This window comes from Gordonia iterans, from assembly GCF_002993285.1.
Lineage (GTDB): Bacteria > Actinomycetota > Actinomycetes > Mycobacteriales > Mycobacteriaceae > Gordonia > Gordonia iterans.
In genome coordinates, this window is record NZ_CP027433.1 from 2,863,178 (window position 1) to 2,881,803 (window position 18,626).

Annotated in this window: 17 protein-coding genes; 12 read left to right on the top strand and 5 right to left on the bottom strand. The window is 69.7% G+C overall.

Features of this window, described 5'->3' with window-relative positions; all coding sequences use genetic code 11:
* Positions 1-60 precede the first annotated feature (60 nt).
* Positions 61-420: an ArsR/SmtB family transcription factor gene (locus tag C6V83_RS13125; RefSeq protein ID WP_234353724.1), complete on the bottom strand. Its 360-nt coding sequence runs from the start codon at positions 418-420 to the stop codon at positions 61-63.
* A 128-nt stretch (positions 421-548) separates the two neighbouring features.
* Between C6V83_RS13125 and C6V83_RS13130 the strand changes: the two genes are divergently transcribed.
* From C6V83_RS13130 to C6V83_RS13150, 5 genes are read left to right on the top strand one after another with little or no spacing between them, the layout of a single operon-like run.
* Positions 549-2,156, top strand: a complete 1,608-nt coding sequence (locus C6V83_RS13130; RefSeq protein ID WP_105942770.1) for an ABC transporter substrate-binding protein — start codon at positions 549-551, stop codon at positions 2,154-2,156.
* Positions 2,111-3,313, top strand: a complete 1,203-nt coding sequence (locus C6V83_RS13135; RefSeq protein ID WP_407646166.1) for an ABC transporter permease — start codon at positions 2,111-2,113, stop codon at positions 3,311-3,313. Before C6V83_RS13130 ends, C6V83_RS13135 begins: the two co-directional genes overlap by 46 nt.
* On the top strand, positions 3,310-4,170 hold the full coding sequence (locus C6V83_RS13140) for an ABC transporter permease (RefSeq protein ID WP_105942771.1): 861 nt from the start codon (positions 3,310-3,312) through the stop codon (positions 4,168-4,170). The genes C6V83_RS13135 and C6V83_RS13140 overlap by 4 nt, the downstream gene beginning before the upstream one ends.
* Positions 4,167-5,015, top strand: coding sequence for an ATP-binding cassette domain-containing protein (locus C6V83_RS13145; protein ID WP_234353726.1), 849 nt, complete (start codon positions 4,167-4,169; stop codon positions 5,013-5,015). The genes C6V83_RS13140 and C6V83_RS13145 overlap by 4 nt, the downstream gene beginning before the upstream one ends.
* Positions 5,012-5,626, top strand: a complete 615-nt coding sequence (locus tag C6V83_RS13150) for an ABC transporter ATP-binding protein (protein ID WP_105942772.1) — start codon at positions 5,012-5,014, stop codon at positions 5,624-5,626. The genes C6V83_RS13145 and C6V83_RS13150 overlap by 4 nt, the downstream gene beginning before the upstream one ends.
* A 22-nt stretch (positions 5,627-5,648) precedes the next feature.
* Here the strand turns inward: C6V83_RS13150 and crcB (C6V83_RS13155) are convergent, their stop codons facing one another.
* The 4 genes from crcB (C6V83_RS13155) to glnA form a co-directional block, all read right to left on the bottom strand.
* On the bottom strand, positions 5,649-6,023 hold the full coding sequence (gene crcB, locus C6V83_RS13155) for a fluoride efflux transporter CrcB (RefSeq protein ID WP_105942773.1): 375 nt from the start codon (positions 6,021-6,023) through the stop codon (positions 5,649-5,651).
* Positions 6,020-6,457: a fluoride efflux transporter CrcB gene (crcB, locus tag C6V83_RS13160; RefSeq protein ID WP_105942774.1), complete on the bottom strand. Its 438-nt coding sequence runs from the start codon at positions 6,455-6,457 to the stop codon at positions 6,020-6,022. Before crcB (C6V83_RS13160) ends, crcB (C6V83_RS13155) begins: the two co-directional genes overlap by 4 nt.
* 70 nt (positions 6,458-6,527) lie before the next feature.
* Positions 6,528-9,521 carry a bifunctional [glutamine synthetase] adenylyltransferase/[glutamine synthetase]-adenylyl-L-tyrosine phosphorylase gene (locus C6V83_RS13165; RefSeq protein ID WP_199832659.1) on the bottom strand — a complete coding sequence of 998 codons (2,994 nt, stop codon included), beginning with the start codon at positions 9,519-9,521 and terminating at the stop codon, positions 6,528-6,530.
* Between the two features lie 87 nt (positions 9,522-9,608).
* Positions 9,609-10,946: a type I glutamate--ammonia ligase gene (gene glnA, locus C6V83_RS13170; protein ID WP_105942776.1), complete on the bottom strand. Its 1,338-nt coding sequence runs from the start codon at positions 10,944-10,946 to the stop codon at positions 9,609-9,611.
* A 195-nt stretch (positions 10,947-11,141) separates the two neighbouring features.
* On the opposite strand from glnA, the gene panB reads away from it, so the two are divergent.
* The 7 genes from panB to C6V83_RS13205 all read left to right on the top strand — a co-directional run bounded on the left by panB (position 11,142) and on the right by C6V83_RS13205 (position 18,478).
* Positions 11,142-12,002 carry a 3-methyl-2-oxobutanoate hydroxymethyltransferase gene (gene panB / locus C6V83_RS13175; RefSeq protein WP_105942777.1) on the top strand — a complete coding sequence of 287 codons (861 nt, stop codon included), beginning with the start codon at positions 11,142-11,144 and terminating at the stop codon, positions 12,000-12,002.
* A gap of 77 nt (positions 12,003-12,079) precedes the next feature.
* Positions 12,080-13,090: a prolyl aminopeptidase gene (pip, locus tag C6V83_RS13180; protein WP_105942778.1), complete on the top strand. Its 1,011-nt coding sequence runs from the start codon at positions 12,080-12,082 to the stop codon at positions 13,088-13,090.
* On the top strand, positions 13,087-14,571 hold the full coding sequence (locus C6V83_RS13185) for a CYTH and CHAD domain-containing protein (protein WP_105942779.1): 1,485 nt from the start codon (positions 13,087-13,089) through the stop codon (positions 14,569-14,571). The genes pip and C6V83_RS13185 overlap by 4 nt, the downstream gene beginning before the upstream one ends.
* A 124-nt stretch (positions 14,572-14,695) precedes the next feature.
* A complete protein-coding gene (locus C6V83_RS13190) occupies positions 14,696-15,673 on the top strand; it encodes a siderophore ABC transporter substrate-binding protein (RefSeq protein ID WP_105942780.1) in 978 nt (325 codons plus the stop codon).
* 69 nt (positions 15,674-15,742) lie between these two features.
* A complete protein-coding gene (locus tag C6V83_RS13195) occupies positions 15,743-16,693 on the top strand; it encodes an ABC transporter permease (RefSeq protein ID WP_105943943.1) in 951 nt (316 codons plus the stop codon).
* Entirely contained in the window at positions 16,680-17,714 is a 1,035-nt protein-coding gene (locus C6V83_RS13200) for an iron chelate uptake ABC transporter family permease subunit (RefSeq protein ID WP_105942781.1), read from the top strand. The genes C6V83_RS13195 and C6V83_RS13200 overlap by 14 nt, the downstream gene beginning before the upstream one ends.
* Positions 17,711-18,478 carry an iron ABC transporter ATP-binding protein gene (locus C6V83_RS13205; protein WP_105942782.1) on the top strand — a complete coding sequence of 256 codons (768 nt, stop codon included), beginning with the start codon at positions 17,711-17,713 and terminating at the stop codon, positions 18,476-18,478. The genes C6V83_RS13200 and C6V83_RS13205 overlap by 4 nt, the downstream gene beginning before the upstream one ends.
* The last annotated feature ends 148 nt before the right edge of the window (positions 18,479-18,626 follow it).

Consider the following 18,626-nt stretch of genomic DNA (forward strand, 5'->3'; position numbering starts at 1 on the left):
CGCCTGGGACCCTCGGGTACTCGGCAGTGGTCTGCGGGCCCCTCGATGCCGTCGCGGGCGTCAGTGCCCCTGACCCGTCAGCAGGTGCCCGACGCCGACGATGTCGTGCAGGATGCGGTGCACCACGGCGTCGTGCACGATCCGGTAGTGGACAGTGCGGCCGGATCTGTCGGCCACGGCCCACCCCTCGTCACGCAGCACGCGCAGCGCCTGCGAGGCGGCGTTCTCGGTGATGCCGACGCGCGCGGCCAGCTCCGACACCGCGGAGTCCGGGACCGCGTGCATCTCGACCAGCAACGCGAACCGGGTCGGGTCACCGAGCAGGGCGAACCGCGAAGCCCAGTGAGCGACCTCGGCCTGCGTGAGCTGGGCGCTCCCGGTTGCGCCGTCATCGGCCACGGGCCGCCCGTCGTGGGCCATGGCGACCTCCTCTTTCGTGTGGCGATTCTCGCCGGTCAAGAACCGATCCGCAACATCTGCCCACGCTGACACGCTGTTGACATGCGACTGACATGTGACTGACATGTGTTTACGCAAACCTATTTCTCATGTTGCCGACGTCGAAGTCCCGGCCGGTCCACCGCCGCGCCGCCGCCCTCGCTCTCGCCGTGCCTCTGGCCCTCGCCGCGTGCGCCGGCTCGGCCGAGAACGCCGGAGATCAGCTGGTCCTCGCCGACGTCGGCGATTTCGGCCAGTACAACCCGATGCTCGGGTACGGGGCGCTGGGCGTCTCCCCCGTCTACGAGGGTCTCCTGCAACCGTCGGCTCCCGACGACACGACGCTGCCGGGCCTGGTCCCGGCACTGGCGGCCGAGCGACCGGTCCGGACCGCGCCGCGCCGCTGGCGGGTGACACTGCGCGAGGGCATCCGCTTCTCCGACGGCACCGCGTTCGACGCCGCCGATGTGGTCGCGACCTACCGAGCAATGGTCGACCCCGCGGTGGCTGCCGACATCTCGACGCAGATCGGCCCGATCACCGACGTCGCCGCCGACGGCCCGTCCGCCGTGATCGTCACGCTGAGCACGGATGCCGATCCGTCGCCGTACCTGCTGGTCGGGATCGTGCCGTCGGAGAAGGTGGAGGCCGCGCCCGCCGGCGACTGGGCGCTCAACGCCGCACCGGTCGGCACGGGGCCGTATCGCCTCGACTCGCTGCGCCCGGATCAGGCGGTCTTCGTCGCCCGGGACGATTACTGGCGCGGCCCTCTCGCCCTCCGGCGTCTGGTGTACACCGCCGCCCCGGACGACAACAATCGTGCCCAGCGGGTGTCGGCGGGCGAGGTCGACGGCGCCACGCTTCCACCCCGGCTCGCCGAGAGCCTGCGCGCCACACCGGGCGTCGACGTCGTCGCGGTACACACCGCCGACTGGCGCGGAGTCAGTCTGCCCAAGAACAACCCCTTCACCGCCGACGTGGCCGCCCGCCGTGCGATGAACGTCGCAGTGGACCGTGACGCGCTGGTCTCCGGGGTCCTGGCCGGCTTCGGCTCCCCGGCGAGCACCCCGATTTCCGACGCCTACGGCGCCGCGTTCGAGCCCACCGCCCAGTTCCGGTTCGATCCCAGACAGGCCGCGCAGATCCTCGACCAGGCCGGCTGGCGACCGGGAGGCGACGGCATCCGCGTCAAGGACGGCCGGCAAGCCCGTTTCGCTCTGCTGTATCCGGCCGAAGACACCGTGCGCCGTGATCTCGCCGTGGCCTTCGCCGCCGCGATGAAGCGGGTCGGCATCCACGTGGATCCGCGCGGCGCGAGCTGGGACCACATCGACACCCGCCTGGACGAGGACGCGGTCCTGCTCGGCGGCGGCGAGACCCCGTACAGCATCGACTCCCAGGTCTACGACACCCTGCACACCCAGGTCCCCGGCGGGTCGCCGTACTCCAATCCCGGCGACTTCACCGCTCCCGGAATGGACGCGCTCCTCGATGCCGCGCGGCAGAGCGCACCGGGAGCGGAGAACGATGCCCGCTACCGACAGATCCAGACCCTCTATGCGCGCTACCCCTCGGGGGTCTTCCTGACATTTCTGCAGCACACTTACGCGTCCCGAACCGCCGGCTGGACGCACGACGCGCCGATCCTGGAGCCCCATTCCCACGGAGTCCTGTGGGGCCCGTGGTGGAATCTGCCGTCCTGGCGGCCACCATCATGAACGCGCCGGTCACCCCGCCGGTCATCCCGCCGACCGGTCCCGCGGCCCTGCTGCCGTCCGCCGATCCGTCGTCCCCGGATCCGTCGGCCGCCGATCCGACCGGCACCGCGCCGGGGAACGTCGGTCCGGCGTCAGCGGGCAGCCCGACCGGCGACCCGCCCGCCGGCCGACGCAGGCCGCGCCGAAGCCGGCGGGTCGTCCGCCTGCTGGTGCGCCGCGCGGTGATCGGCATCCCGACGATCATCGCGGTGTCGTTCGCGATCTTCGCGGTCGCCGCCGCCTCGCCGTTCGATCCGCTGACCGGCTATCTCGGAAGTCGCTACCAGAACGCCACGGCGGCCCAGCGGGAGGCGATGGCCGCCGCCTATCAGACCGATCAGCCTTGGGTGAAGGCATGGTGGCAATGGTGCGTCGACCTGGTGCACGGCGATCTGGGCTGGTCGTCGACGCAATCGCAGCCGGTCGGCACGGTCCTGATCGAGCGCATGCCCTTCACCTTCGGAGTGGCTCTGATCTCGCTGGTCCTCGCGGCGCTCATCTCCATCGGGCTGGGGGCGGTGATCGGCATGCGGCGCGGCGGGCGGCTCGACCGGACCTGCTCCACGCTCGCCGCCTTCCTCGCCGCCACCCCGCCGTTCGTCGTCTCCCTCGTGCTCGTGATCGTGTTCGCCGTCGGCCTGGGCTGGCTCCCGACATCCGGGGCCCGGGCCCCCGGCCATGACTACACCGCTGCCGGCCTCCTGGTCCACGGCATCCTGCCGACCGCCGCCCTGACCCTCGCGATGATTCCCTGGCTGCTGCTCACCATGCGTGCAGCAGTGGTCGAGGCCGCCTCGTCCGACGCGGTGCTCGCCGCCCGCGCCCGCGGCGTCGACGGACCGACCCTGCTTCGCGGGCACATCGCGCCGATGTCGGCACTGCCCACGCTCGCCCTGATCGGTACCCGGCTGCCGGAACTGCTCGCCGGCGCCGCGGTCGTCGAGGCCGTCTTCGGCTGGCCCGGCCTGGCGCAAGCGCTCGTCGACTCCGCCGTCGCGCTCGACTTCCCCCTGCTGGCCGCCCTCGCAGTGGGATCGGCCGCCCTCGTGCTGATCGGTTCGGTCCTCTCGGACGCGATCGCGGTGTGGCTGGACCCGCGCATCGAGATGGTCGCATGACGACCACGTCGCCCCGCACCACGACCGGCGGTTCGCGTCGCCGCCGTCTCCGCGCGCTTGCGACCTCACCGAGTCTGCTGGTCGTCCTGGCCGTCGCGCTGCTCGCCGTCGTCGTGCCGATCGTGGCCGCCGAGCAGGTCCCAGACTTCTCACGCGCCCTCCTGCCCCCGGGTTCCGGCGGCCTGCTGGGCACGGACCACTCCGGGTACGACCTGGCCGTCCGCACCGCACAGGCACTGCGCATCTCGCTGGTCATCGCCGTCGTGTGCGCCCTGCTCTCCACCCTGATCGGCGTCGCGGTGGGCGTCGCCGCGGTGACGGCCGGCGGCTGGTTCGACGCCGTCACCATGCGCGTCGTCGACGGCGTCAACGCGCTCCCTCACCTGGTACTCGGGATCGTGATCGCCGCGATGTGGCGGGGTGCGCCTCTGGCGATCATCGCGTCCATCGCACTCACCCACTGGCCGGCCGTCGCGCGCGTCGTCCGGGCCGAACTCCTCGGCACCCGTTCGGCCGGCTGGGTCGAAGCGGCCCGGCTCGCCGGCGCCGGACGCTACTTCATCGCCCGGCACCACCTGGTTCCCGCGGTGGCCGGCCAGGCGCTCGTCGCGATGATCATCCTGCTTCCCCACGCCATCTGGCACGAGACCACGCTCTCGTTCCTCGGTGTCGGACTCTCGCCCGACCGCGCCAGTCTCGGTACCCTGCTCAGCGACGCCCGCGGCGACGTGCTGACCGGTGCGTGGTGGACGCTCGTCGTCCCCGGGCTCGCGCTGGTCGTCACGGCCCTCGCGGTCACCCGCGCGGTGTCGGCGCTGCGCCGAGTCACCGCTCCGCCGGCGGGACGTGTCTGGTGACCGGGCCGGCCGTGACTGTGGCGGCTCCGTCCGCCCGCCTCGATCACCTCACCGTCACCGTCGCCACCTCGGCTCAGCGCGGCTCCCCGCAGGTCCGCGTGCTCGACGAGGTCTCCCTCGACCTGTTTCCGGGCGAGGTGACCGTGCTGGTCGGGGAAAGCGGGTGCGGCAAGTCAATGGTCGCCGCCGCACTCTGCGGACTGCTGCCGCCGGGGGCGGTCGCGACCGGCGGAGTGTCCGTGGACGGCGCGACGGTCGGCGATCAGGACTCCGCCTGGGGCCGGCTCCGCGGACACGTGGTCGGTCTGGTGCCGCAGTCGCCGTCCACGTCGTTCACCCCGGTCCGCACCCTCGGCTCACAACTCGGCGAGGTGGTGTCGGTGCTCGGCGGTCCGCGTTCGCCGAGCGAACTGTGCGACCTGGTCGGGCTCTCCCGCGCCGCCCTCGCCTGCTATCCGCACGAGCTGTCCGGTGGCATGGCACAACGCGCCGCGATCGCGGCCGCCGTGGCCGGCGAGCCGCGGGTGCTACTCGCCGACGAACCGACGTCCGCACTGGATCCCGAACTCGCCCACCGAATCTGGGAGCTCCTGGCCGATTCGGCCCGGGCCGGCGCCGCGGTGCTGGCGATCACCCACGACCTCGCGTCGCTGCGCCGAGCCGGGATCGACACCCGGATCGCCGTGATGCGCGGCGGCCGGCTGCTCGATCTGCCACCCGGCGCGGATCCGCTGCGCGCGCCGGCCGGGCCGGACCGCTCCGAGCCGATTCACCCGGCCACCGGCACCGCGCACCTCGACGACGCCGCCTACCTCCACGCCCTCTTCGGCGAGGACGGCATATGACGGCCGAGGGCATCCACGCATCCGGTGTCACCGTCGCGTTCGACGGCCGAACTGTCCTGCGCGACGTCGACGTCACGGTGCTGCCCGGGGCGATGACCGGACTGGTCGGCCCCTCCGGCACCGGAAAGACCACCCTGTTGCGGGTGCTCGCCGGGCTCCATCCGGCCACCTCGGGGTCGGTGACCTACGACGGCGCCCCGACTCCGCCCGCCGCGGCGATCGCCGTGCTCGCGCAGTCCCCGCGTCAGTCCTGCAATCCCCGCTGGACGGTGCGCGAGATCATCACCGAGCCCGCCCGGGCCGCCCGCCGGGAAGCTCCCGACCCCGCCCACCTCGCCGACCGCGTGGGCCTGTCGGCCGATCTGCTCGATCGGTATCCCACGCAGTTGAGCGAAGGACAACTACAGCGCGCGTGCGTGGCCCGGGTGCTGGTTCAGGAACCTCGCTACCTGCTGTGCGACGAACCGACGGCGATGCTCGACCCGATCGCCACCCGCGCGATCATCGGCCTGATCGATGGCCTGGTCGACGAGGGCGTGGGAGCAGCGCTGGTCTCGCACGACCACCGGCTGGTCCGCGCCCGGTGCAGCTCGACCTTCACCCTCGTCTGAACACGGACGCGGCTAGGCACCGTCACACGGAGACCAGCCAAATTCCGAGGCCGACGGCGAGAACCGCGAGGACTAATGTGCCGATGACGTCCAGCAGGGCTGCGCGCCATCGCCCCGCCCGGGCAAGGGACACGGCCTCGAACATCGCGGTGCTGAACGTCGTGTAGCCGGCGCAGAATCCGGATCCGACCACGATCTTCCACTGCTCGGCCTCACCGGCGAACATCGCCAGTCCGGTGATCAGCCCGAGCAGAAAGCTGCCGACGACGTTGATGCTGACGGTCCCCCAGGGGAACCCCGAGGAGACGTGGGCTTTGACCAGGGTGTCCTGCACGAATCGAGTCAGCGCCCCGAGTCCGCCGAACAGGCCGACACCGGCGACCACCCACACGGTCATCGGGGGTCCCTCGCCGCGCGGCGTGCCGCGTGTGCCAGCCAGATCCCCAGCGCGACCGCCAGCAGGCCCATCACCAGGCTGGACACCGCGTACGCCGCCGCGATGCCGAGCCGGTCGGTCCGGTTCAGCAGATCGATCTCGACGGCGAAACTGCTGTAGGTGGTGAAGGCGCCGAGGAAGCCGGTGCCGATGCACAGCCGGGCGCGCTTGCGCAGGCCGGCGTCGGGGCCGGCGAGGACGAGAGACTCGAGCAGGAGTCCGAGCGCGAACGCTCCGGCGACGTTGACGACGAACGTCGACACCGGGAATCCGTCCTCGGCGCCGGGCAGATTCGCCTCCGCGAAGTAGCGCGCCGGTGCGCCGAGGGCGCCTCCGGCGAAGACGAGAACCGTCGCTTCGCCCTGTCCTGCGAGGGCCCCGCGGAACATGGTCATCGACTCGGCTCGCCAGACCGCCTCCGGGGGCGAGAGCGTTGTCGCGACACGAGCGATTCTCGGTTCACACTCATCCAAACACCTCGGTCACCACGCTCTTGGCCCGGCGGGTGACGCGCAGATAGTGCTCCAGGAACTCCGCGGCCTCGTCCTGCGGCCAGCCGGCGGCATAGGCGATGGCGCGAAGCTCCCGGCCGGGTCCGGGAAGCTGGTCGACGGGCTTCCCACGCACCAGCACCAGCGCGTTGCGCGCCCGCGTCGCGGTGAGCCAGGCGTCCTTCAGCATGGCGACCTCGTCCTCGGGTAACAGGCCGGCCTCCCCGATCGCGTCGAGCGTCTCGACGGTCGAGGTCCGATGCAGTTCCGGATACTCGTGCGCGTGGCGCAGCTGCATCAGCTGGACCGTCCACTCGACGTCGGCCAGACCGCCGCGACCCAGTTTGGTGTGGGTCATCGGGTCGGCGCCGCGCGGGAGGCGCTCGGCGTCCACCCGCGCCTTGATCCGCCGGATCTCCCGGACCGCGTCCGGTGAGACGCCACCGGCCGGGTAACGGATCTCGTCGATCATGTGCAGAAAGTCCAGACCGAGTCCCGGATCGCCGGCGACGGCGTGCGCACGCAGCAGAGCCTGCACCTCCCAGGCTTCGGCCCACTGGTGGTAGTACGCCCGGTACGACGCCAGGGTCCGCACGATGGGGCCGTTCTTGCCCTCCGGCCGCAGACCCACGTCCACTTCGAGCGGCGGGTCGGCGCTCGGCGTGCCCAGCAGGGAGCGGACGTTGTCGGCGACGGCCTGCGCCCACCGGACGGCGACGGTCTCGTCGACGCCCTCCACCGGATCGCACACGAACAACACGTCGGCGTCCGAGCCGTAACCCAGCTCGCCGCCGCCGAGCCGGCCCATGCCGATCACGGCCATGCGGGCGGGAGCGGGGCCGTCGCCCTCGTACGGCACCGACGACATCACCTTCTCCAGCGCCGCGCCCAGTACCGCCGCCCACACTGTGGAGAGCGCGCGGCACACCTCCTGGACGTCCATCAGCCCGAGCAGGTCGGCCGAAGCGATCCGCGCCAGCTCCGCACGACGGTGCGATCGGGCGACGGCGATCGCCTTGCGCGGATCGGCATGCCGGCGCATGGACGCGATCAGGCCCTTGACCACGTCGTTCGAACTCACCTCGCACAGTTTGGGCCCGGCCGCACCGGTCGAGTACAGCTGGATCACGTCGGGCGAACGCATCAGCAGGTCGGCGATGTACTCGGAGGTGCCGAGCACGTGCATCAGATGCTCGGCCACCACGCCGTCGTCGCGCAGCAGCCGGAGGAACCACTCGGCTCCGGTCAGCTCGTCGCACAGTTTGCGGTAGTTGAGCAGCCCCGCATCGGGGTCGGGGGTGTTGCTGATGTGCTGCAACAGACTGGGCAGGATCAGCATTTGGACCTGTCCGCGGCGGCCCGGCGTGGAGCCGAGCGCCTTGATGTGCGCCAGCGCACGCTCGGGCTTGGCGTAACCCAACGCGGCGAGCTGCCGTTCGGCCGACTTGTTCTGCAGGTACAGCGAATCGGCGTCGAAACGGGTCACCGCCTCCAGCAGCGGTCGGTAGAAGAGCTTCTCGTGCAGCTGCCGGACGCGAGACCGCTGGCGTCGCAGTTCGCGGCGGAGCACCGTCGCGGCGTCGTTCCCGCGCTCGGGACGCACGTGCGCCGCACGAGCCAGCCAGCGCATGGCGGCCGCGTCGTCCGGATCCGGCAGCAGATGAGTGCGTGAGAGCCGCTGCAGTTGGAGGCGGTGCTCCAAGCCCCGCAGGAACTCGTAGGACGCCTGAAAGTTCGCGCCGTCGGTCCGGCCGACGTAACCACCCCTGGTGAGCGCGTCGATCGCCGCCAGCGTCGACGGCACGCGCAGGCTCTCGTCGATGCGGCCGTGCACCATCTGCATCAGCTGAACGGCGAACTCGACGTCACGCAGGCCGCCCTGGCCGAGCTTGACGTTCCGGTCCTTGTGGTCGTCGGGGACCAGTGACTCGACCCGGCGGCGCATGGCCTGCACGTCGGTCACGAAGTCCTCGCGCTCGCACGCCGTCCAGACCAGCGGCCCCGTGGCCGCGACGTAGTCCGCGCCCAGCGCCATGTCTCCGGTCATCGGCCGCGCTTTGAGCAGCGCCTGGAACTCCCACGTCTTGGCCCAGCGCTCGTAGTAGGCCAGGTGCGAGTCCAGAGTGCGGGTCAGCGCACCCCGCTTGCCCTCGGGGCGCAACGCGGCGTCGACCTCGAAGAAGGCCATCGAACCGATGCGGATCAACTCTCCCGCGATCCGGGCCGAGGTGGTGTCGGCGGGTTCGGCGACGAAGACCACGTCCACGTCGGAGACGTAGTTCAGTTCGCGCGCACCGCATTTGCCCATCGCGATCACCGCGAGGCGGCACTCGAGCGGCTTCTCGCCGAGGACCTCGGCGACAGCGACGGCCAGCGCCGCGGTCAGCGCGGCGTCGGCGAGATCGGACAGATGACCGCCCACCTCGGGCAGGAACAGGACCGGCTCGTCCTCGACGGTCGGCGCCAGGTCCTGTGCGGCGAGCCGCATCACCAGATTGCGGTACGCCGTCCGGAGCGCGGCTACGGCCTCCGGCCCGGTGAGCCCGGCGCGGTAGAGCAGGTTCTGCCCGCGGTCGGGTTCGGGTGTCGCCGCCACGGCGGCGAGCAGGCTCTCGCGCGCCTCGCATGCCGAGAGCAGATCCGGTTCGCGTAGCAGCCGCCACGACCCGGTCTCCGCGACCAGGTGATCGCCCAGCGCGTCGGAGGCGCCCAGGCAGCCGAGCAACCGGCCGCGAAAGCTCCGGTCGCTCCGGAGCAGCCGGTCGATCTCCGCCCACTCCGATCCTTGCGCCTGCTTCAGCCGAACCAACGACTTGAGTGCGAGGTCGGCATCCGCCGCACGCGAGAGCGCCCACAACCGCTCCACCGCGGCCTCGTCGTTCCAGCCGAGCTCGTCCAGGTCCTGACGGGCCGTGGGCTCGAGGAGTCCGAGCCGGCCCGGGCTCGGAACCGCCGAGCGTCCACCCATCGAAGTCACGTGCTCAGCGTAGTCGCGCCGACCGAGTGGAGGTTCCTACAGACCGCAGATCCCGCCGACCGCCCCGGCGCGGCGCCCTCACAGCGGGAGGTAGCTCTCCAACTCGTACGGCGTCACGCGGGCGCGGTACTCCGACCACTCCGCCCACTTGTTGCGCAGGAAGTAGTCGAACACGTGCTCGCCGAGTGCTTCGGCCACCAATTCGGACTTCTCCATCACGTTCAGCGCCTCGGCGAGCGAGTTCGGCAGTTCCCGGTACCCCATCGCACGACGCTCCCCCGCGGTCAGCTCCCAGACGTTGTCCTCGGCCTCCTCGGGGAGCTCGTAGCTCTCGGCGATCCCCTTGAGGCCGGCCGCCAGCAGCACCGCGAACGAGAGGTAGGGATTGCACGCCGAGTCCGGGGTGCGGATCTCCACGCGCCGCGACGACGCCTTGTTCGGCGTGTACATCGGCAGGCGCACCATGGCCGAGCGGTTGGCTCGCCCCCAGGTGGCGGCGGTCGGCGCCTCCCCGCCGTGCACCAGCCGGCGGTAGCTGTTGACCCACTGATTGGTGACGGCGCTGATCTCGTCGGCGTGGGTCAGGATCCCGGCGATGAACTGCTTACCGACCGGCGAGAGCTGCAGGTGGTCGTCGGGATCGTGGAAGGCGTTGGCTTCCCCCTCGAACAGACTCATGTGAGTGTGCATCGCCGAACCCGGGTGCTGGCTGAACGGCTTGGGCATGAAGGTCGCCCGCACACCGTCGCGCATGGCCACCTCCTTGACCAGGTACCGGAACGTCATCACGTTGTCGGCCATGCTGAGAGCATCGGCGTAGCGCAGGTCGATCTCCTGCTGGCCGGGCCCGCCCTCGTGGTGACTGAATTCGACCGAGATGCCCATCGCCTCGAGCGCCTCGATGGCGTGCCGCCGGAAGTTCGGCGCGGTGTCGTGCACGGCCTGATCGAAGTACCCGCCGTTGTCGGCCGGGATCGGCACCGAACCGTCGGACGGCATGTTCTTGAGCAGGTAGAACTCGATCTCCGGGTGCACGTAACAGCTGAAACCCTGGTCGGCGGCCTTGCCGAGCTGCCTGCGCAGGACGTGGCGCGGATCGGCCCACGCGGGGGTGCCGTCGGGCATCGCGATGTCGCAGAACATGCGGGCCGAGTAGTGACGGCCGTCGGACTCCCACGGCAGCACCTGGAACGTCGACGGATCGGGCTTGGCGACCATGTCGGCTTCGAAGACGCGCGAGAACCCCTCGATGGACGAGCCGTCGAAGCCGATGCCCTCGGCGAAGGCCCCCTCCAATTCGGCCGGTGCGATCGCCACGGACTTGAGGTATCCGAGGATGTCGGTGAACCACAGCCGGACGAAGCGGATGTCCCGCTCCTCAAGGGTGCGCAGCACGAATTCCTGTTGGCGATCCATGACCGCACCCTATGCCCCACCTGTTACGCGCGTGTTACACATCGCCCGATCCACCAGCGTAAGAGCACTGCGGAGCTGTGACGAAGACCACCGGTCTCGACGGGGCCTACTCCCCGGTACGGTGCAAGACTTGCACTGTCCGCATCCAACCCGGGTACCCGCCGAGCGGGACTCGAGGCAGAAATGAGACCCGTCATGTCCGACGCACCGATCTACGGTTCCGCCGCCCCGTCTGCGGCCCCCGCCGCCCAGTCCGCTCAGCGCCGCAAGACCCGCGTGCAGCATCTCGCGGAGTGGAAGGCCGAAGCCCACAAGTGGGCGATGCTCACCGCGTACGACTACTCCACCGCCGCGATCTTCGACGACGCCGAGATCCCGGTCCTCCTCGTCGGCGACTCCGCCGCCAACGTCGTCTACGGCTACGACACCACTGTTCCGGTCTCGGTCGACGAACTGATCCCCCTGGTCCGCGCCGTGGTGCGCGGTGCCCCGCATGCGCTTGTCGTCGCCGATCTGCCGTTCGGCAGCTACGAGGTGAGCCCGCAGCAGGCGCTCGAGTCGTCGATCCGGTTCTTCAAGGACGGCGGGGCGCACGCGGTGAAACTCGAGGGCGGCGAGCGGATCGCTCCGCAGATCGCCGCGCTCACCGCCGCCGGAATCCCGGTGATGGCACACGTCGGTTTCACTCCGCAGAGCGTCAACACCCTCGGCGGCTACCGCGTGCAGGGCCGCGGCGACGGCGCCGACCAGCTGATCGCCGATGCCATCGCGGTGCAGGAGGCGGGCGCCTTCGCCGTCGTGATGGAGATGGTGCCGGCCGATCTCGCCGGGCAGATCACCCGCAAGCTCACCATCCCCACGGTCGGCATCGGCGCCGGCTACGAGACCGACGCGCAGGTACTGGTCTGGCAGGACATGGCCGGCTACACCCACGGCAGGACCGCCAAGTTCGTCAAGCGCTACGCGACGCTGGGCGACGACCTGCGCACCGCGGCCCGCACCTACGCCGACGAAGTCGCTCGGTCGCAGTTCCCGGGTGCCGAGCACTCGTACTGAGCCGGATCCTCGGCTCGGCGCCGCCGACTTTCTGCGGCGGCGGGCCAGGCTTCACCGACACCGCTAGGCTGGGCGCTATGCGCGGTCTCTATCCGGCCATCGAACCCCATGCTTCCGGGCACCTGACGGTCGGCGACGATCAGGAAATCTATTGGGAGACTTCGGGAAACCCTGACGGCAAGCCCGTGGTCTTCGTGCACGGAGGACCGGGCGGCGGAACCTCGGGCGAGCAGCGCCGGTTCTTCGATCCCGACCGGTATCGCATCGTCCTGTTCGACCAGCGCGGGTGCGGCCGCTCTCGTCCACACATCGAGGACCTCGCGGGGAGCAGCGCGAGCGGGACTCGACGGCCGGGTGCGGATCTGTCGACGAACAACACGCAGGCGCTGATCGGCGACATGGAGAAGCTGCGCGAGCACCTCGGAATCCGCCGGTGGCAGGTCTTCGGCGGTTCGTGGGGTTCCACACTGGGCCTCGCGTATGCGCAGGCGCATCCCGATCGTGTCTCCGAACTGGTGCTGCGCGGCATCTTCCTGCTGCGCCGCGCCGAGATCGACTGGTACTACAACGGCGGCGCGGCGCACCTGTTCCCCGACGAGTGGGAGCACTATCTCGCTCCGATCCCGGAGGCCGAGCGCGACGGCGACCTGGTGCAGGCCTACCACCGGCTCCTCACCGGCGCCGACCGCGAAGCCGCGAGGCACGCTGCGAGCGCCTGGACCCGCTGGGAGAACCGAACCAGTTATCTTCGGCCGCAATCGGATTCGTCACCCGATCCACGTTTCGACCTGGCCTTCGCGACCATCGAGAACCACTACTTCGTGAACCACGGCTTCCTGGACGACGGCCAGTTGCTGGCCGACATCGGGAAGATCGCGCACATCCCGGGGGTGATCGTGCAGGGGCGGTACGACGTCGTCTGCCCGATGCGCAGCGCCTGGGACCTGCACCGCGCGTGGCCGCAGGCCGAGCTGCACATCGTCGACGATGCGGGACACGCTTCGTTCGAACCCGGAATCGTCGACCGCCTCGTCGCGGCGACCGACCAGTTCGCCGCTGCCGGCGACACCCCAGGAGGAAACCGTTGAGCGCACGCGAATCGATCGAGGTGGAGCTGAAGTTCGACGTCGACGCCGGCCAGCCGGCCCCACCCCTGGCCTCCCTCGTCCCGGACGGACGGGTCGGCGACCCGCACCGTTACGAGTTGGTCGCCACCTACCTGGACACGCCCACGCACGACCTCGCGGCACGCAAGATCACCTTGCGCCGGCGCACCGGCGGCACCGACGCCGGCTGGCACCTCAAGCGTCCGGCGGCAGGCACCGGTGCCCGCCGCGAACTGGCGGTGAGTTTCGACGACGTACCGCCGGACGGCAGCATCCCCCCGGAGATCCGCGCGGCGATCCTCGCGATCGTCCGGAACCGGCCGCTGATCCCGGTCGCCGAGATCACCAACGAGCGCACCGTCACCGTCTTGTACGACGCCGAGGGCGCCTCGGTCGCCGAGTTCTGTTCCGACCGGGTCCTCTCTCATGCGCACCAGTCGCACGTGACCAAGGAGTGGGCTGAGTGGGAGTTCGAACTCACCGGCGGCGACGCGAAGCTGCTCAAGCCCGCCGCCCGCCTGCTGCGGGGTTCCGGAGCGCGCTCCGCGTCGAGCATCTCCAAGCTGGCGCGAGCGATCGGAACAGAACCGCACGTACACGCGCCGAACAAGCTGCCGAAGAGGCCGACAGGACTGGATCTGGTCCTGTATTCCCTTGCCACCCACCGCGATTCGCTGATCGAATGGGATCCTGCGGTCCGCGTGAACGCCTATGACGCGGTCCACCAGATGCGGGTCACGGCACGCAAGCTCCGCTCCGTGCTCACCTCGTTCCCGGACGTCCTGGACCCCGACGTCACCGGGACGCTCGGCGCGGAGTTGAGCGCTCTCGGCGAAGTGCTCGGCGAGGCCCGCGACTGCGAGGTGCAGCTCGAGATCAACGCCGGCCTGCTGGAGCGGGAGTCCGATCCGCCCGCCGACCTGCGAGCCGCCCTGATCGACGATCAGCTCGCCCGTCAGGAGCGCGCACTGAAGTCGGTGCGTTTCGCTCTCTCGACCCAGCGCTATCTGAAGCTCCTCGACGACCTCGACGACCTGATCGCCAATCCGCGACCGGGCCCGGACGCGGAACGGTCGGCGGAGAAGGTCGCCTTGGCCGGCATCGAGCACGCCCGCAAACGAATCCGCAAGGCCGAGCGCAGACTCGACGACTTCGAGCCCTGGACTGACGAGTGGGTCGAGCAGGTGCACCGCATCCGCAAACGCGCTAAGGCCGTGCGCTACACCGCGGATGCGGCCAAACCGCTGCGGCTCAAGGATGCGGTCAAAGCGGCAGCGAAGGCCGCGGCGATCCAGACTCATCTCGGCGATTTCAACGACACCGCCGTCAACCGGGAGAAGCTCGCACAGATCGCCACGAAGCCCGGCCTCTCGCCGCACGCGCTGTTCGTGCTCGGCCGTCTCGATGCCCGCGAGGAACTGCGCGGCCGCGAGGCTGTGCAGGCCTACCTCGACGCTCGTTAGGGACATCGCCCGAGTGACCCCGACCGCCGGACGCGCAGTTTGCGAAGCATGGCCTAAGTCAGGGTAGCCTCGGCTGGCAGACGTCGTTCTGCGACGCAACGCCCTACTTCCGGAAGGTTCCCCGATGTCCCACCGTCTGGCCAAGACGGCGCCGGTGCTCGCGATCCTGGCGATCCTGGCCCTCGTCTTCACCGCGTGTTCCTCGAGCGACTCGTCGTCGAACGGCGACACGATCGCCGTCGCCACCAACGAGGGCGAGGTGCAGGTGCCGCGCGACCCGCAGCGCGTCGTCGTCCTCGACAACACTTCGGCCGAGACGGTCAAGGCGATGGGTGTGACCCCGGTCGCCGTCCCGAAGGGACTGCTGGCCCCGAGTATCTTCCAGGACTGGATCGACGACCCGGACATCGCCGACGTCGGCACGCACGGCGAGCCCAAGATGGAGGTGATCGAGGACGTCGATCCCGATCTGATCATCGCCGGCTACCGCTTCGAGAAGTACTACGACGAGCTGACCAAGATCACCGACCAGACCGGTGGTGCCACCATCGACATCGCCGCATCGGATACCGCCGAGGGCGGCCGCGTGGCGGCGATGATCCGGCAGACCGAGACCCTCGGCGAGATCTTCGGCAAGCAGGATCAGGCCACCGAGATCGTCGACGAGTTCACCGGCAAGCTCGACGCGGCCAAGGCCGTGAGCACCGGTCAGACCGTGTTCCTGGCCATCGTCAGCGGCGGCAAGATCGACAACGGCGCCAAGCGCATGGAGCCGCTGATCGCGCCGCTCGATCTGAAGGACGTCTTCGCCGGTCAGGCCGGCGACCACCACCAGAACTCGGGACTGACCCCGGAGGCCATCGCCCAGGCGAACCCGCAGTGGGTCATCGTGATGGATCGCGACGCCGCCACCGCGGAGGACGGAGAGCAGCCGCAGGCCGCCAAGGCCGTCTTCGATGCGCAGGAGGCCTTCGCCGGCACCGAGTTCATGCAGAAGAACCAGGTGATCTACCTGGATCCGGCGTTCTACCTCCGCGAGGGCATCCAGTCCTACGGTGCGAGCTACCAGCAGATCGCCGATGCCCTCGGTGCCGCGAAGTAGGTGACGGCACCCGCCCGGACCGCCGCGGCCCGTCCCCCCGACTCGGGGCGGACGGGTCGCGGCTGGGTGCTGCCCGCACTCGCCGTCGCGTGCGTGGTGTTGCTGCTGTGCTCGCTGATGGTCGGCGAGTACCACATCACCGTCGGCGGGCTGCTGACCGGCGACGACGAGATGTGGCGCATGTTCTTCATCTCGCGCGTGCCCCGCACCCTGGCGCTGGTATTCGCAGGCATCGCGATGAGCTTCTCCGGCGTCATCATGATGCGGCTGACGCAGAATCGGTTCGTCGAACCGACCACTGCGGGAACGGCCGAGTGGGCCGGTCTCGGTGTGCTGCTGAGCTGGCTGCTGATCCCCCATTCGCCGCCCCTGGTGAAGATGCTCGTCGCCACCGCGACGGCGATGATCGGCACCTTCGCTTTCCTCGGCATCATCTCCGGCATCCGGGCCCGCCGCTCGGCCATCGTGCCGCTGGTCGGCATCATGATGGGCGCCGTCGTCGGCGCCGCGGCGACCTTCATCGCCAACAAGACGCAGCTGCTCCAGTCGCTGACCGCCTGGCGGTCGGGCGGCTTCAACAGTGTGGTGCGCGGCTTCTACGAGCCGCTGTGGGCGGTCGCGGTGATCGCCATCGCCTGTTTTGCGCTGGCGAACTACTTCACCATCGCCGGTCTGGGCCGGGACGTGGCGGTCAGCCTGGGCATGCGCTACGGCGTGATCGTCGCCCTCGGCGTCACGATGGTCGCACTGGCCACCGGCGTCACCTCCGTCGTCGTCGGGTTCCTGCCCTTCCTGGGCCTCGTGGTCCCGAACATCATCAGCGCGCTGCGGGGGGACGATCTGCGCCGCAATCTACCGTGGATCGCCGTGCTGGCCACGGTGATGATCGTGACCTGCGACCTGATCGGGCGCGTCGTCGTCCGTCCGATGGAGATCCCGGTCTCGGTGACGATGGGCGTCGTCGGGTCCATTGTCTTCCTCGGAATCCTGCTGACCGGGAGGAACCGTGTCGCTCTCTGAATCGGCCACCGCCGCTCCCTCGATCGGCGCCGGTCGCGGCGCCCGCGTCCCCTGGCAGGCCAGGCTCTTGATCGCCGCCCTGTTCGCCGCTGCCGCATTGGCCGCATTCCTGCTGCTGCGCAACGGCATCCACGGGCTGGAGGTGGAGAAGGTCTTCGGGCTCACCTTCGGCAGGCGGGTGAACACGGCCATCGCCATCGTGATCGCCGCAGTGAGTCAGGGCATCGCGACCGTCCTGTTCCAGACCGTCACCCACAACCGGATCCTGACGCCGTCGATCATCGGCTTCGACTCGTTGTACGTACTGATCCAGACGGTCGCGGTGAGCATCGCCGGAGCGAGCTTCATCGTCAACTCCGACAGCGTCGGCCAGTTCCTGATGCAGACGGTCACGATGGTCCTGTTCGCGATCGTCCTGTACGGCTGGTTGTTCGGGCGGCGCTTCGGCAGTCTGTTCCTGCTGCTGCTGACCGGTGTGGTGCTCGGCCTGGCGTTCCGGTCGGTGGCGGAGTTCCTGCAGCGGCTGCTCTCCCCCACCGACTTCGATGCGCTCTTCCTCAACATGTACGGGAGGGTGTCGGACGTCAACGCGCAGTTGCTTCCGGTCGCCGGCACCCTGGTCGCGATCGTCGCCGTCGTCGTCTGGCGGCGCCGGCACGTGTACGACGTGCTGCTGCTCGGCCGTGAGCCGGCGACCAGCCTCGGCCTGGACCACCGCCGAGAGCTGACCGTGGCCCTCGCGCTGATCGCCGTTCTGATGGCAGTCAGCACGGCACTCGTCGGGCCGCTGACGTTCTTCGGCTTCATCATCGCCACGCTCGCCTACCAGGTGTCCGGTGACTGGCGGCATCGGGCCACGATGCCGATGGCGGTTCTCATCGGCATCGTCACCCTCGCCGCAGGCCAGCTGCTGATCAACACCAATGTCCTCGGCACCGATGTGATGCTGACCGTCGTCATCGAGTTCTGCGGCGGCATGGTCTTCCTCGGTGTGCTGCTGTTCCGAAAGGGATCGATGTGATCGAGTTCTCCGGGCTCACCAAGTCGTACGCGGAGAAGATGGTCCTGGGCCCGGTCTCGGGCCGCTTCGACGACGGTGGGATCACCGCTCTGGTCGGGCCGAACGGCGCCGGCAAGTCGACGCTGTTGACCATCCTGGGGCGCCTGCTGGACAGATCCTCCGGCACCGCCACCCTCGACGGGGTAGACATCGATTCGCTCAAGCCGCGCGAGGCCGCCAAACGGCTGTCGGTGCTCCGGCAGGACAACGGCGTCAACGCGCGCCTCACTGTGCGGGACCTGGTCTCGTTCGGCCGGTTCCCGTACTCGCGCGGGCATCTCACCGCCGAGGACGAGCGGATCGTCGACGAGGCGATCGCCTTTCTCGATCTCGCAGATCTTGCCGATCGCTTCCTCGACGAGCTGTCCGGCGGGCAGCGTCAGCGCGGTTTCGTCGCGATGACACTGGCGCAGGACACCCCGGTGATCCTGCTCGACGAGCCGCTGAACAATCTCGACATCCGCCACCAGGTGTCGATGATGCGGCAGCTGCGCAGGGCTGCCGACGAGCTGGGCCGCACCATCGTCGTCGTGATCCACGACCTCAACTTCGCGGCCTCCTACGCCGACCGGATCATCGCGCTCAAGGACGGCGTCATCGCCGCCGACGGCACCCCCGACGAGATCATGGACGCCGCCCTGCTCTCGGACATCTTCGAGACCGACGTCCAGGTCCACCGCGTCGAGGGTCTCCCCGTCGCGGTGTACGCCGGCCTCTCTCGATGATTACGCGAGCGCCCTCTCTCGCTGATTGATCGAGCAGCACCCTTTCTCGCTGATTGAGCGAGCGCAGCCCTTCGACGGAGCTCAGGAACCACGAGTCGAAATCACCTCATCGACGATTCAGCGATTCCCCTGCCTATGAACGAGCGAG